Here is a 15,273-nt window from a genome sequence, read left to right on the forward strand (position 1 = left end):
CGCGCTCGAGCCCTTTTTCAGTTCTGCAGTTGCCCCCACACCTTCTCCATGCGCTTGGCACTGACTGGATAAGGCGTGCGCAACTCCTGCGCAAAGAAGCTCACGCGCAGCTCCTCCAGCATCCAGCGGTACTCCTGCATGCGCGCATCGACCTGGCCTTTGCGCTCTGCAACCAGACGCCAGTAGCGCTGCTCCAGCGGCTTGAATTCGGCGGACTTCGCCGCATCGCGCGCGGGGTCGGCACGGTATTTATCGAGGCGGATCGTGATCGCCTTGAGGTAGCGCGCGTAGTGCCCGAGCTGGGTCCACGGCGCAATCGCGATGAAGTTCTTGGGCATCAGGCGCTGCAGTTGCGCCGCCGCATCGGCTGTGGCATCCGCTGCGTTCTTGGTGTCCTTGATCTTGCGCTGCGCAGCCGAATACTCGATCAGGATCACGCCTGCCATGCGCGCAACCTCATTGGCGATCAGCGTGAGGCGACCGCGCCCATCCTGCACGCGCTGCTTGAAATCGGCCTCGTTCGCAGGCAGCGGGTCCTGCAAAAACGCGCGGTCGATGGCCACGTCGATGATTTGCTCGCGCAACTCTTCCTGCGTGCCGAGCGGCATGTAAGCCACCGCCATCTTTTGCAGATCGGGAATATTCTTCTCGAGATACTTGAGCGCATCCTTGATCTGCAAGGCGAACAGGCGGCGCAGGCCCACGCGGTGCTTGGCTGCGGCGATTTCGGGCTCGTCGAACACCTCGATGCCTACCGCATCGACATGATCGATGAGCGCCGGAAAACCGATCAGCGTCTGGCTGCCTTTGCCGATTTCCATAAGCTCAGGCAACTCACCGAAGGACCATTCCTTGTAGCGCGCTTCGGCCTTTTGCTGAGGCTTTTCCGAAGCGGCTTTCGGGACGCCTTTAAGCTTGTCGGCCTTGGGCGCTTGGTCCTGTCGCATGGGCTGTTCCGGTGCGGATTCATCGGCCAAAGCCGCCGCTTTGGCCTGTTCGCCCTCCACATGGCTGGCCACGCGCATCGACGCCAGCGCCTGGAACGCACCACGCGCCTTGGCGCCCAGTTCGGATTTGAGCGCGCCCAGATTGCGACCCTGCCCCATCTGGCGTCCGTGCTCATCCGTAATGCGGAAGTTCATGAACAGATGCGGACTCAACATGTCGAGCTTGAAATCGGCGCGCTTCACATCCAGCGAGGTCTCGTCGCGCACCTGCTTGAGCAGCACGTCGATGAGGCCTCCATTCGCCACGCGCTGCTCCTTGTTGAACAGATCGCCGAGGCGTTGCGCGCTTTCGGGCAACGGCACGAAACGGCTGCGCGGGCGCTGCGGCAGGCTTTTGAGCAGAGCCTGAATCTTGTCCTTGAGCATGCCGGGCACCAGCCATTCGGAGCGTTCTTCGCTCACCTGATTGAGCACAAACAGCGGCACGGTGACCGTGACGCCATCGCGCGGATCGCCTGGGCTGTGCAAGTACTGCGCGGAGCAATCGACGCCGCCGAGCTTCACGGTCTTGGGGAAGGCCTGGGTAGTGATGCCCGCAGCCTCGTGGCGCATGAGTTCGTCGCGCGACAGGCGCAGCAGATCGGGGTTGCTGCGCGATTCGGTGCGGAACCATTTGTCAAAGCTCGCGCCGCTGAAGACGTCTTGCGGCAGTTGCTGGTCGTAGAACGCGTAGATGAGTTCGTCGTCCACCAACACGTCGGCTCGACGGCTCTTGTGCTCGAGCTCCTCGACCTTGCGGACCAGCTTGAGATTGGCCGCGAGAAAATGCCAGTGCGTATCCCATTCGCCCTCAACCATGGCCTGGCGGATGAACAGTTCGCGCGCGCTCGTAGGGTCGATGCGGCCATAGCTCATGCGCCGGCCGTTGTAGACCACAAGGCCGTACAGTGTCGCACGCTCGTAGGCCACCACATCGGCCTGTTTCTTGGACCAGTGCGGGTCGAGCATCTGCTTTTTCAGCAGATGCGCGCCCACTTCTTCAAGCCATGGCGGCTCGATGGCCGCGATGCCACGCCCGTAGAGACGCGAAGTCTCGACCTGCTCGGCCGCGACGATCCAGCGGCCCGGCTTCTTGGCCAGATGTGCGCCCGGATGCGCATGGAACTTGATGCCGTGCGCGCCCAGATAGGCGTCGCTCTCCTCGCCCTTGTAGCCAATGTTGCCCAGCAGACCGGCCAGCATCGACAGGTGCACCGCTTCGTAGCCTGCGGCCTCGTCGTTGATCTTCCACTTCTGCTCCTTGATCACGGTGAGCAGTTGCGAATGGATGTCGCGCCACTCGCGCACGCGGCGGATGTTGACGAAGTTCTGGCGCAGCAACTGCTCCCACTGGCGATTGCTGATCTTGTGGGTGGCAGGCTCGCTCTCCGCAGGATTGAAGAGCGCGAGCTTTTCCTCCACCGTCTCCGTATCGCGCGCGCCGGAGCTGCGCTGATCGATTGGCAGGAAGGCCGCATTGCGGGCACTGGCAGACTTGTTGGCCGGAGCGGCCTCGGCCGCCATCTCCGCCCGCGTCTTGGCCACCACCTTGCCACCACGCGCATCCGACAGCCATTTCCACAGGCGAAGGTAGCCGCTGAACTCGCTCTTCTCGTCGTCGAATTTCGCGTGCTGCTGATCGGCCTGCTGCTGCGCCTCCATGGGACGGTCGCGCACGTCCTGCACGCTCAGGGCGGACGCGATGATCAGCACCTCGGCCACCGCGCCGCGCTCGCGCGCTTCCAGAATCATCCGGCCCACACGCGGATCGAGCGGCAGGCGCGACAGCTCCTTGCCCATCTGCAGCAACTGGCCGCGATCATCCACCGCGCCCAACTCGGCCAGCAGTTGGTAGCCGTCGGCAATCGCGCGGCCCGAAGGCGCTTCCAAGAACGGAAAATGCACCACGTCGCCGAGATTCAGCGACTTCATCCGCAGAATCACCCCGGCGAGTGACGAGCGCAAGATTTCCGGGTCAGTGAATTTCGGGCGCGACTCGAAGTCTGCCTCGTCGTACAAACGAATGCAGATACCGTTGGCCACGCGCCCGCAACGGCCCGCGCGCTGGTTGGCGGCAGCCTGGCTCACCGGCTCGACCAACAATTGCTCGACCTTGCTGCGAAACGAATACCGCTTGACCCGCGCAGTGCCTGCATCAATCACATAGCGGATGCCCGGCACCGTGAGCGAGGTTTCGGCCACGTTGGTCGCCAGCACGATGCGGCGGCCCGTGTGGCCGTCAAAGATGCGGTCCTGCTCGGCCTGCGACAGCCGCGAGAACAGCGGCAGCACCTCGGCGCTGCGCAACACCGGCGAGTGCTGCAGATGCTTGCGCAGATGATCCGCTGCCTCACGGATCTCGCGCTCACCCGGCAGAAAAACAAGGATGTCGCCGCCCTTACCGCCTGCCCAGAGCTCATCCACGCCCTCGGCAATAGCATCGTTGAGGTCAACGTCCTTCTTCTCTTCGAACGGGCGGTAGCGCATCTCGACCGGAAAAGTCCGGCCCGAGACCATGATGACCGGCGCGGGGCCAGCCTTATTCTCGAAATGCTTGGCAAACCGGTCCGCATCGATGGTGGCCGAGGTGACGATCACCTTGAGGTCGGGCCGCTTGGGCAGGATCTGGCGGATGTAACCCAGCAGAAAGTCGATGTTCAGACTGCGCTCGTGCGCCTCGTCGATGATCAGCGTGTCGTAGGCCTTGAGCAGCGGGTCGGTCTGCGTCTCGGCCAGCAGAATGCCGTCCGTCATCAACTTGACCGAGGCACCCTTCTGCAGCGTGTCCTGAAACCGCACCCGGTAGCCGACCACCTCGCCAAGCGGCGTGTTCAGCTCCTCGGCAATCCGCTTGGCCACCGACGACGCCGCAATCCGGCGCGGCTGGGTGTGACCGATCAGGTGGCCGCGCACCACGCCCTTGTCGTCAGGCACGGCGTTCATCCGCCCCCGACCGAGGGTCAGGGCGATCTTGGGAAGCTGGGTGGTTTTGCCCGAACCGGTCTCGCCGCAGACGATGATGACCTGATGGCGGTCCATAGCCTCCATGATTTCTTCACGGCGGGCGGAGACTGGGAGGGATTCGGGAAACGTGATCTGCAAAGGCATAAGGGGCACAATTATCCCAGCGCCGCCGATTTCCGTTGCGAAACCGTCGATTTTTCGTATTCCGGGGCCGGTCTTGGTTGCATTTCATCCACCGCGCTCGCAAGGTGCGAGCGTACTTGCGATTGAGCGCTGCATGTCGGCCGAGCACGGGCCTTCCATCCTCTATGGCGACAAATGCTCGGTCTACAAACAAAGAATAGGGCTTGACCATTCTTCTCAGGTGATGAAAACACTTCTTTCAGATATCGACATTGTGCTCAAACCGGGTGAGCATCCGCTACTGGAAAGTGTTTCGCAGCGAAGAAATGAGCTGACGCTTCTGCTGAAGGTCTACCCCATTGGATCGACGTGGCAAATTCACTTTCGCTCAGTAGTTGGAGTGAAATTCCTGGATGAAAGAGATATGCCTGAATATTGGCGCGTCAATATTGAGGTAGCCGCCTCTGACAAAAGGTGTGCAGTGAGCCAGCTACGGCAAGGTGGATGGTCAACTCAAATAGGGCCGGAGCCCAAAATTCAGGAGCTGATCTATGACGGAGTCTCTGAATATTTGGTGAGCGGTAAGGACTTCTGCCCAGCCCCCAGAATCCATGGCAACGCAACCGTTGCAGGCGCGCGGACGATCAGGTCGGCCGCGTCGTCCAGCTCACTGGGAGCGGTATTCACGATGATGACCTTGGCCCTCATGCGTGACGCCAGAAGGGCCAGCCCCGCCGCTGGATAGACCGCTCCGGCAGTGCCGACCACCAGCATCAGATCGCAGGCCTCGGAGGCCTTTTGGGCGGCGTCTAGCACGCGGTAAGGCAGTGCTTCGCCGAACCAGACGACGGCCGGTCGCACAAGGTTTCCGCAGCGGTCGCAGTGTGGCGGGTCGCCTGCTTCGGCGTGGTCGAGGTGGCAGCAGTCCTTGGGGGTGTCGAGCCAGCTCTGGGTGTTCAGGTTGCCGTGCAGGCACAGCACGTCAGCGCTGCCCGCGCGGCGGTGCAGGCCATCGACGTTCTGGGTGACGAGCGTGAAGGTGCCTGACTTGTGTGATTTTTCGAAAGCCGCGAGCGCGTAGTGGCCCGCGTTGGGTTCGACCTTGGCGACGAGTTCGCGTCGGTATTCGTACCAGCGCCAGACCATGGTCGGATTGGCGCGATAGCCGGTTTGCGATGCCATGTCTTCAGGGCGGTATTTGGCCCAGAAGCCGGTTTGCGCGTCGCGGAAAGTGGGGATTCCAGATTCGGCGCTGATGCCCGCGCCCGTCAGAACCACGATGTTTTTGGCCGCCGCTACCAGCTTGGCAGCGGCGGCCATGGACTCTTCTTGCTCGGTCTGCCCTGCAAGTTCTTCGCTACTCATGGTGAAGACTTCGCCGTAAGAATGATCAACCGCCCCGCTGGCGCAGCGCCTCGTAGAGGCATACGCCGCTGGCGACCGAGACGTTCAGGCTTTCGACCGCGCCTTTCATGGGAATCGACACCAGCTGGTCGCAGGTCTTGCGCGTGAGCATGCGCATGCCGTCGCCTTCGGCACCCAGCACCAGCGCTACGGCGCCCTTCAAGTCGACCTCGTAGATCGTCTTGTCGGCGTCGCCGCTGGTGCCGATGCACCAGATGTTGCGCTCTTTCAGTTCATTGAGCGTGCGCGCCAGATTGGTCACCATGAAGTACGGCACGGTCTCGGCCGCGCCGCTGGCCACCTTGGCCACGGTGGCGTTGATGCCCGCCGCGTTGTCCTTGGGGGCGATCACCGCATGCACGCCCGCGCCGTCGGCCACGCGCAGGCAGGCGCCGAGGTTGTGCGGATCGGTCACGCCGTCAAGCACCAGCAGCAACGGGTTCTTCACGCCATCGGCTTCAAGCTGGTCGAGCAGGTCGTCGAGCGACTTCACCTGCGCGATCTCCTGCACCCGCGCGGCAACGCCCTGATGGCCGTGGCTACCTGCGAGCTTGGCGATGCGCAGCGAATCGGCCTCGATCAGTCGCACACCCATTTCTTTTGCACGGTCCACGAACTGACGCATGCGCGCGTCGCGGCGGGTGGATTCGTAGTAAACCTCGATGATCGATTGCGGCGCCGTTTTCATGCGCACGCCGACGGCATGGAAGCCGAACAGGACTTTGGGGGAAGATGACATGCCCCCATTATCCCGCGCCGGGGCATCTCCTATCTTAGGACCAAGGAAATCACTGCGCTCCCTTGCGGGACTCGGGCAGCGGCACCATCACCGGCTGGCCGGGCGTGGTGCAGCCGGTGTCGCAGCAGCGGCCCGGCTGACGGTTGCGGGTGATCGAGCGGGTATTCGAGCGCTCGCCGTTCTCGGCCAGCACGCCACGATCGAGCAGCCGCTCGACCAGATCGACCTTGTTGCCAAGCGGATAGTTGCGCCAGATCTCCTGCTTGAGCGCTGCGGGCGAGCCGCCGCCGTGCAGGCTGATCAACGAATACCAGCCCGCTTGGTACGACGCCGTCAGGTCCTCCATGAAACGAGCGACCTCGATGCGCTTGTCGTACGGCACATCGGGATTGGCGCGCAGCACCTCGGCCAGGCTCGCGGCGGTGGCGGGGTTGTGGTCTTCGTCCGGCCCCGGCAGCGCGACGATCAGCCCGCCCGAGACCTCGTGCGCGAGGCGGTGCATGTCGTAGATCTGGGTAGCCAGCAGCAGTTTGCCGATGTTGCTGAACACCGCATCGGGCATGAAGCCGCCACTGTGCGCGTCCTGCGTCGCGTAAACGCTGGCCGCCACGCCGCAGGCAAAAAAGCCTTCGACGATCTTGATGAGCTCGACCATGGGCTCACGCAGATTGCTCTTCACGTCGGGATCGAGCCCGTTGGCCTCGCACATCAGCGCGCCCGCGCCGATCAGCAGATCACCAAAGCCCGCGCGCGCCGCAATGCAGCTGTGGCGATGGTGGGTGGCGTAGCTGTAGGTGAGCACATGGCTCAACTCCCATTCGCCCTCGAAGAACACGCGGTCCCAGGGTACGAACACCCGGTCGAAAATGACCACCGCCGTGGACTGGCCGAACTTGCGCGAGAACAGCGCTGCACCGTGCTCGACCTTGTCGCCGGGCCGCCCCGCTGGCCGCGCGACCATGGTCACACCCTTGGCGTCCACCGGCACGGCGCAGCACACGGCGAAGTCCGCGTCTTCGCGGCCCATGTTGCGGCTGGGCATGACCAGCAGCTCGTGCATGTAGGGCGCGCCGGTCACGATGGCCTTGGTGCCGCTGATGACGATGCCCTTCGCGTCGCGGCTCACCACATGCACATAGGTGTCGGGATTGGCCTGCTGGTGCGGCTTCTTGCTGCGGTCGCCCTTGGCGTCCGTCATCGCCACGCCAAGTGCGATGTCGCTGTCCTGCACATCGGCGAGGTAGGCCGCAAAGCGCTCGCGATGCTCATTGCCGCCACGCGCATCGTCGATGTGAGCGACGGCCTGGGCGATGCCGTTGAGCGCGTCGTGCCCCAGATAGCGTTGGGCGCAACCGGTCTCCTGGCACATCACGCGCACCACCTCGAGCTTGTTGAGCAGATCGCCCGAGGACTCGTTGATATGCAGCATGCGGTTGACGACGCGGTTGCGGCTGCTCTGGGTGGCAAGCGCCATGGGCTGCACCTCGGGGCGCAGCGCGAAGTCGTAGGTGAACGACAGCGCGTTCACGCCGGGGCGCAGCGACGACGCATCGACTACGCTGTCGATGAGCTGCCCGTTCACATAGACGACGGGCTTGAGCCGCCTGAGCGATTCGCGGTATTCCTCGCCGGACATCAGTCGTGCACGGTCCGGCGCGAGGGTTTCGATCTGCATTGTTGTCTCCTTCATCGGGGTGGTTGGCATGAGTTATTGAACACCGTTTAATATTTAAACACTGTTCAACAAATTCGACAATACCTACAATGCGGCATGCCCAGAACCGCCGCATCCGCCGCCAAGCCCCCATTGACCGCATCCACTGCCGTCCGCCCCACGCGCCAAAAAACGCTGTCCGACTCGCGCCGCCAGCATGTACTGGGTGCCGCGCGCACGGTGTTCTTCGAGCTGGGACTGGAAGGCACGAGCATCCGCGAGATCGCCAAGCAGGCCGGGTACACGCCCGGCGCGATCTACAGCTATTTCGCGAGCAAGGAGGAGGTTTACGCGGCGCTGCTCGGCGAATCGCTGGAGCGGTTGAATGCAGCGGTGCAAGCCACCCTCGCCCCATCTGCCCCGAAAGCAGAGAAGCGCCTTGAAGCCGCCGCCCGCGCGTTCTACCAGTTCTATGCGGACAACCCGCGCGACCTCGATCTGGGCTTCTATCTCTTCCAGGGCATGCAGCCGCGTGGCCTCACGGCTGAGCTCAACGAGCGGCTCAACCAGCGCCTGCGCGACTCGCTCGCGCCGGTCGAAACCGCGCTGCAAGACCTTGGCATGGATGCGGCGTGCGCACTCGTGGAGGTGACCGCACTGTTCGCGCATGTCGTGGGGCTGCTGGTGCTGAGCCACACGGGTCGCATCCGCATGTTCCGCCAGCAGTCGAGCGACCTGTTCGCGGCCTATCTGCAGCAGTTGGCCACTCGCGCCGCCACTGCTGTCCGCTGAACGAACCCGAGCGGCAGCGGGGAATAGGCCCGCCCGGTAAAATCACGGCACACGGTGGCTGTATCTCGGCCCCGTCCCGCTCGCACCGCGCCCCATCCGCGCGGTGTTTTTCATTCCAGGTTTCACTGGACCACCCACTGCCGCGCCACCACAAGCGACGCGGCTCTGGCATGGATTTGCCGATCATGATTTTCGCTCCCGTTGTGAGCTGGTTCCAACGCACCAGTCTCGTCGCCCAGATTGCTCTCGCGCTGGTTCTTGGCATCGTCATCGCGCTCGCTGCGCCGGGCCTTGCCGCACAACTCTCGATTCTCGGCACGCTGTTCATCGCAGCGCTCAAGGCCGTCGCGCCGGTGCTGGTGTTCGTGCTGGTGATCGCCGCCATCAGCAACCACAAAGTGGGCGAGCACACGCTGATCAAACCAGTGCTGGCGCTCTATGCCGTGGGTACGCTGGCGGCAGCGACAGTGGGCGTGGCGGCGAGCTTCATGTTTCCCAGCACGCTGGTTCTCGACCTTCCGGCCAATGCGGCCAAGGCACCGGGCTCGATCTCGGAAGTGCTGCTGGAGCTGCTGATGAACTTGACCAGCAATCCTGTCAAGGCGATTGCGGAAGCCAACTACATCGGTATCCTCGCCTGGGCCGTAGGCCTCGGCATGGCGCTGCGCCATGCAAGCGTCACCACGCGGCGCACGCTGCAGGAGCTGTCGGATGCGGTCACGCAGATCATCCAGCTCGTCATCCGCCTCGCCCCCATCGGCATTCTGGGGCTGGTCGCGACGACGTTCGCCGATGCGGGACTGCAGGCGCTCAAGGGCTATGCGCACCTGCTCATCGTGCTCGTGGGTTGCATGCTGTTCGTGGCGCTGGTGGTCAATCCGGTCATCGTGTGGTTCATGATCCGCAGGAACCCCTTTCCGCTCGTGCTGACCTGCCTGCGCGAGAGCGGCGTGACCGCGTTCTTCACCCGCAGCTCGGCAGCCAACATTCCAATCAATCTTGCGCTGGCCAAACGTCTGAAGCTGCACGAAGACACCTACAGCGTCGCCATCCCGCTCGGTGCGACCATCAACATGGCAGGCGCCGCGATCACCATCAGCGTGCTGTCGCTCGCCGCCGCACACACGCTGGGCATCAACGTCGATGTACCGACCGCGCTTCTGCTGTGCATCGTCGCCTCGGTCTGCGCCTGCGGCGCATCGGGCGTAGCGGGTGGCTCGCTGCTGCTGATTCCGCTGGCCTGCAGCCTGTTCGGCATTTCCAACGACGTGGCGATGCAGGTCGTGGGCATAGGCTTCATCATCGGCATCCTGCAAGATTCCACCGAAACCGCGCTGAATTCATCCACGGACGTGATCTTCACAGCCGCAGCCAGCATGGCCGCAGCGCGAAAAGCTGTTGCCTGATTCAGCCTAGAGCGTGTTGACAATCTCAGCGCGAGGCTTGCAGGATGCGGATCGGGATGGGCTGCAAGGCGCAAACCGCAGCAATAGCTCGTGCTACAAGCGAGGATTTGCAACGCAGCAGACCGCCCGAGGCCGCGCCTGCAAGACCGCGTGGAGATCGTCAACACGCTCTTAGTCCATCGAGGCCACGCGTCCGGCCTCGATGACGATGCGGCGGTCGCAGCGCGACGCGATCGCTCGGTCGTGGGTGACCATCACCAGCGTCGTGCCCTGCTCGCGGTTGAGGTCGAACATCAGCTGCATGATGGTCTCGCCGGTCGCAAAGTCGAGGCTGCCCGTGGGCTCGTCGGCCAGCAGCACGGCCGGTCGCACGACGAAGGCGCGCGCCAGCGCCACGCGCTGCTGCTCGCCGCCCGAGAGCACCTTGGGATAGTGGTTCAAACGCTGGCCCAGCCCCACACGCGCGAGCATCTCCTGGGCCTGCGCGCGGGCGCTGCGGTCGCCCACGAGTTCGAGCGGCAGCATCACGTTTTCCAGCGCTGTGAGATTGCCCATGAGCTGAAAGCTCTGGAACACGAAGCCCATCTTCTGCCCGCGCAGCGCGGCGCGTTCATCCTCATCGAGCGCGAACAGCTCCTGCCCCGCAAGGCGCACCGTGCCTTTGGTGGGAGTGTCCAGCCCCGCGATGATCGACAGCAACGTGCTCTTGCCCGAACCCGACGCGCCAACAATGGCCACAGTCTCCTTGGGCGCGAGCCGGAAATCGATATCGCGCAGAATGTCCAGCGAGCCCGTCGAATCCTCCACCGACTTGTAGACGTGATCGACGGCGATGATCGGTTCGGTGACGGAGGCTGCTTTGGCGGAACTGGAATCGGTCATGGACACTCTCAGGCTGGAATGACTGGCAACAAAGGATAGATCAAGCGATGAATCGACGAGACTGTATCGCGAGCATGGTGCTCACATGCGCCGCGTGGGCTTGCGGCGCACAGGCCGCGCCAGCCCACGCTGCGACGATTCTGGTGGTGGGCGACTCGATCAGCGCCGAATACGGCCTCGCGCGTGGCACGGGCTGGGTGACGCTGCTTGAAAAGCAGATCGCCTCCGACAAGCTCAACGCCCGGGTGGTCAACGCGAGCGTGAGCGGCGACACCACATCCGGCGGCCGCTCGCGCCTGCCCGCGCTGCTCAAGGCCCATCAGCCCACGCATGTGATACTGGAGCTGGGTGCCAACGACGCGCTGCGCGGCCTGCCGCTCAAGAACACCGACGACAACCTCTCCTTCATGACCGAACAGGCCCAGAAGGCCGGTGCCAAGGTGGTGTTGGTCGGCATGCAGGTGCCGCCAAACTACGGCGGCAAGTACACGCAGCAGTTCGGCGAGGTGTTTCCGGCCGTGGCGAAGAAGTACCAGACCGCTCTGGTGCCTTTCCTGCTCAAGGGCGTGGCCGATGATGCGGACCCGACCCGCCTCTTTCAAGCGGACCGGATTCACCCCAACGCGACCGCACAGCCACTCTTGCTGGGCAATGTGTGGCCGGTGCTCAAGCCGCTGTTGAAGTAGTAATTAAATTGAACTTCACGCGCCGAAGGCGAGCTTGAGCGCCTGCGCCAGATCGGCCTGTAAGTCACGCGCGGCCTCAAGGCCGATCGAGAAGCGCACGATGGTGCCCTGCTTGAGACCCGATGACGGCAGGCTGCGCATGCTTGGCAGCTCGTAGGGAACGACGAGGCTGATCGGGCCACCCCAGCTGTAGCCGATCTTGAAGTACTGCAGGCTGTCGCAGAAGCGGTCGATCTGCTCCTGCGAGAACTTCGGGTCGATGACCACGCTGAACAGGCCAGCGGCCGCGCCGTCCGGATTTTCGGGCGTGCTGCACAGCGCCTTCCATTCCTCGTGTCCGGGCGAACCAGCCAGCGCCGGATGCAGCACCTGCACCACCGACGACTGCGTGCCCATCCACTGCGCGAGTTCGCGCGCTACCTTGTCGTGCGCGTGATAACGCAGCGCCATGCTCGGCAACGAGCGCAGAACGGCTTCCACATCGTTCATGCCTACGCCGAAACCGATGCGCATGTGGGTGAGCTTGAGCTTCATGTGCACTGACAGATCGCGCGTGGTGATGCTGCCCATCAGCACATCGCCGCCGCCACTCGGGTATTTGGTGAGCGCATGCACCGACACGTCGACGCCGAGGCTACCGCCGTCGCGAAGCAGATCGAACGCCGGGAACGCAAGGCCCGCGCCCCAGGTGTTGTCGAGCACGGAGAGCACCTCGCGCTCGCGGCAGCTGCGCACCTGCGCCAGCAGATCGGGGAATTCGAGCGTGACCGAGCCGGGCGCTTCCAGCCACACCAGCTTGGTCGCGGGCGTGATCTTGGCCGCGAGATCGGCAGGGTTCAGTGGGTCGAAATACTGGTGGCTGATGCCAAAGTGCCTGAGTTCAACCTCGGCCAACGACTTGTTCGGACCGTAGGCGTTGTCGGGAATCAGCACCTCGTCGCCTTGCTTGAGCAACGACAGCGACACCGTGGCAATCGCCGCGAGACCGCTGGGTACCAGCAGGCACTGCAGACCGCCTTCGAGCGATGCGATGCGCTCTTCGAGCACATAGCTCGTCGGCGTACCGTGCAGGCCGTAGGTGTAGGCGGACTTGTCCTTCCAGTCGAAGTCGCGCATCGCGGCAACGTTGGGGAAGAACACGGTCGAGGCCTTGCAGACCGGGGGCTGCGGCGCGGCGAAGCCGCCGGGGGCCTCGTAGCCGTGGTGGATCAAGTCGGTGACGATGTCTTTGGAGGATGGCGCTTGAGTCATCCCCCGATGGTAGCGCTCAGACCAGCCTGGCGCTGCCTCACGGGGAAATACTCAAGCGTCGAGACTGCGCGGACTCACCCGTTAGTGGGTTTCAGTTCATTGACGACACTCTTCACCCCTTCCACCGCCTGAGTCAGACTTGCGGCATGCGCCACATCACCGGCGGTCTTCACCGGACCCGACAGCGTCACCACGCCGTCTTTGGTTTCGACGGAAATGAGCACGGCGCTCAGGTTCGGATCCGATGCAAACGCGGCCTTCACCTTGGTTGTGATGGCGGTGTCATCCAGCGCCGCACCTGCAGTGCTCGCAGCATTTTGAGCAGCCTGACTGGCATCCTTCGCTGCGATTTCCATCTTCTGCTTGGCTTCATCGGCTGCGGCTTCGGTCTTCGACACCGCCGTGTCGAGCTTCTGGCCGGCCGTCGGCTCACCCGGCTTCTTGTCACACGCGGCCAAGCCTGCGCAGAGCACGGCAGCCAGCGCCACTGCGGCACCGCGCTTGAGGATGTTGCGATCTTCAATGGTTGCGAACTTCATGGAGTGATACCCCTCGAACAAAAATACAGAAGTCCTCACTTTAGGCTGTGACCCGCCAGGCATGGGTTCGCGTGTTACAACTATCTTTGTAGGACAATTCCTTGCGCCAATGGCATCCAGCAAAGACTACAGAGACAATCATCCGCAATGAATCTGCACACTCTGCGCCAATGGCTGCCGTTCCTGAATTGGCCCCGCCCCACCAAGTCCCTGCTCAAGGGTGAGTTCATTGCTGGCATGACCGTCGGGCTGATGCTGGTGCCGCAGGGCGTAGCCTACGCGGCGCTCGCGGGCATGCCGCTGGTGACCGGCATCTACGCGTCGCTGATTCCGGCCATCGTCGCCGTGTTGTTCAGTTCATCGACGCGGCTGGGCGTCGGCCCCACGGCGCTCACCAGTCTGCTGATCGGCGCCTCGCTCACCGGCATGGCCGAACCTGGCAGCGCGCACTGGGTGTCGCTTGCGGTATGGCTGGCCATCCTCTCCGGCCTGCTGCAGACCGTGGTGGGCCTTGCGCGATTCGGCTGGCTGATGAGCCTGATTACCTCACCAGTGCTCACGGGCTTCACGCAGGCTGCAGCGCTGCTGATTCTGCTGTCGCAGTTGCCCGCCCTGCTCGGCATGCGAACGACCTGGCATGCGGTCTTCAGCAATCCGTCGATCCACCATTTCGACTACATCGCACTGGCCTTCGGCATTGGCAGCGTGGTCGCGCTCTCGCTCGCCAAGAAGATCCGACCTACCTTTCCGGGCGCCATTCTGGTGATCACCGGCGCGGGCCTCATCAGCTGGGCCATCGGCTTTGCGGATGGCGGTGGCGATGTGATCGGTCACCTGCCCTCGGGATTCCCGCATCCCTATCTGCCCGAGTGGCTCACGTTCGACGAGTTCGGCGCGCTGATTCTGCCGGTGATGATGGTGGCTCTGGTGAGCTTTCTGGAAACCGCTTCAAGCGCCAAGATCGAGCATCAGCGCGAAGGCACGCAGTGGAACGAAAACCAGGACTTGGTCGCACAGGGTCTGGCCAAGATCAGCTCCGGTTTCTCCGGCGGTTTTGCCACCAGTGCGTCGTTTTCTCGATCCGCGCTCAACATGTACGCGGGTGCGCAAACCGGCTGGTCCAACCTGTTCGCCACCGCGCTGGTGCTCGTCGCGCTGCTCTGGCTGATGCCCGAGCTCTACCATGTGCCGGACGCCGTTCTGGCCGCCGTGGTCGTGACGGCCGTGACCGGCCTGTTCAAGCCCGGCGAACTGCTGCGTTTGTGGAAGATCTCGCGCATGGAGGCAGGCATCGGCATCGTCACCTTCGTGATCACCATCGCCACCGCGCCGCGTATCTACTGGGGCGTGCTTGCGGGCGTGGTGGCCAACCTGTGCTTCTTTCTCTACCAGCGCATGCACCCGCGCATCATCGAGGTCGGGGAGCATCCCGACGGCAGTCTGCGCGACCGCCATCTGTGGCAACTGCCGACGCTCGCACCCCATCTGCTGGCCCTGCGCATGGATGCGGAGCTGGACTTCGCGAGTGCTGCGTCACTCGAGCGGCGCATCACGAGTGAGCTTCAAAAGCGCCCCGACGTGCGCGACGTGTGCATCTTCGCCGCCCCCATCAACCGCATCGACATCACCGGCGTGGAGACCTTCCTGCGCCTCCGCTCGCAAATGCAGAAACGTGGCGGCATGCTGATTCTGAGCGGCCTCAAACTGCCAGTCGAGCAACGTCTCGAGCGCGCAGGGGCGCTGGGGCCGGACACGAATCTCGCGCTCTACCGTACGGATACCGAGACGCTGGCGGCCCTGTGCAGGCGCTCTGAAGGATAATTGCGCCCTCGCTGTTGTCGCTTGCC

The 15,273-nt window shown here is 63.5% G+C and carries 11 protein-coding genes; 4 read left to right on the plus strand and 7 right to left on the minus strand.

Annotation, left to right across the window (positions count from 1 at the left end; translation table 11 throughout):
* Positions 1–17: 17 nt before the first annotated feature.
* The 4 genes from hrpA to G7047_RS12155 form a co-directional block, all read right to left on the minus strand.
* Entirely contained in the window at positions 18–4,094 is a 4,077-nt protein-coding gene (gene hrpA / locus G7047_RS12140; protein ID WP_166305511.1) for an ATP-dependent RNA helicase HrpA, read from the minus strand.
* Between the two features lie 528 nt (positions 4,095–4,622).
* The gene (locus G7047_RS12145; RefSeq protein WP_371813869.1) at positions 4,623–5,438 is read right to left on the minus strand and encodes an NAD-dependent deacetylase; all 816 of its coding nucleotides are present in this window, start codon (positions 5,436–5,438) and stop codon (positions 4,623–4,625) included.
* Between the two features lie 25 nt (positions 5,439–5,463).
* Positions 5,464–6,216, minus strand: a complete 753-nt coding sequence (gene rlmB, locus G7047_RS12150; RefSeq protein ID WP_166305514.1) for a 23S rRNA (guanosine(2251)-2'-O)-methyltransferase RlmB — start codon at positions 6,214–6,216, stop codon at positions 5,464–5,466.
* A 49-nt stretch (positions 6,217–6,265) separates the two neighbouring features.
* Positions 6,266–7,891, minus strand: coding sequence for a 4-hydroxyphenylacetate 3-hydroxylase family protein (locus G7047_RS12155; protein WP_166305517.1), 1,626 nt, complete (start codon positions 7,889–7,891; stop codon positions 6,266–6,268).
* Between the two features lie 96 nt (positions 7,892–7,987).
* Between G7047_RS12155 and G7047_RS12160 the strand changes: the two genes are divergently transcribed.
* The gene (locus G7047_RS12160; protein ID WP_166305520.1) at positions 7,988–8,662 is read left to right on the plus strand and encodes a TetR/AcrR family transcriptional regulator; all 675 of its coding nucleotides are present in this window, start codon (positions 7,988–7,990) and stop codon (positions 8,660–8,662) included.
* A gap of 185 nt (positions 8,663–8,847) precedes the next feature.
* Positions 8,848–10,068 carry a serine/threonine transporter SstT gene (sstT, locus tag G7047_RS12165; protein ID WP_166305523.1) on the plus strand — a complete coding sequence of 407 codons (1,221 nt, stop codon included), beginning with the start codon at positions 8,848–8,850 and terminating at the stop codon, positions 10,066–10,068.
* A 171-nt stretch (positions 10,069–10,239) separates the two neighbouring features.
* Here sstT and G7047_RS12170 read toward each other — a convergent pair whose 3' ends face one another.
* Positions 10,240–10,950, minus strand: a complete 711-nt coding sequence (locus G7047_RS12170) for an ABC transporter ATP-binding protein (protein WP_166305526.1) — start codon at positions 10,948–10,950, stop codon at positions 10,240–10,242.
* A 47-nt stretch (positions 10,951–10,997) separates the two neighbouring features.
* Between G7047_RS12170 and G7047_RS12175 the strand changes: the two genes are divergently transcribed.
* Entirely contained in the window at positions 10,998–11,636 is a 639-nt protein-coding gene (locus G7047_RS12175; protein WP_166305529.1) for an arylesterase, read from the plus strand.
* 15 nt (positions 11,637–11,651) lie between these two features.
* Here the strand turns inward: G7047_RS12175 and G7047_RS12180 are convergent, their stop codons facing one another.
* Both G7047_RS12180 and G7047_RS12185 read right to left on the minus strand, forming a co-directional pair.
* Positions 11,652–12,887: a PLP-dependent transferase gene (locus G7047_RS12180; RefSeq protein ID WP_166305532.1), complete on the minus strand. Its 1,236-nt coding sequence runs from the start codon at positions 12,885–12,887 to the stop codon at positions 11,652–11,654.
* A 74-nt stretch (positions 12,888–12,961) separates the two neighbouring features.
* Positions 12,962–13,426: a BON domain-containing protein gene (locus G7047_RS12185; protein WP_166305535.1), complete on the minus strand. Its 465-nt coding sequence runs from the start codon at positions 13,424–13,426 to the stop codon at positions 12,962–12,964.
* 147 nt (positions 13,427–13,573) lie between these two features.
* Here G7047_RS12185 and G7047_RS12190 point away from each other — a divergent pair, with 147 nt between their 5' ends.
* On the plus strand, positions 13,574–15,247 hold the full coding sequence (locus G7047_RS12190; protein ID WP_166305538.1) for a SulP family inorganic anion transporter: 1,674 nt from the start codon (positions 13,574–13,576) through the stop codon (positions 15,245–15,247).
* The last annotated feature ends 26 nt before the right edge of the window (positions 15,248–15,273 follow it).

Source organism: Diaphorobacter sp. HDW4A, assembly GCF_011305995.1.
GTDB lineage: Bacteria > Pseudomonadota > Gammaproteobacteria > Burkholderiales > Burkholderiaceae_C > Diaphorobacter_A.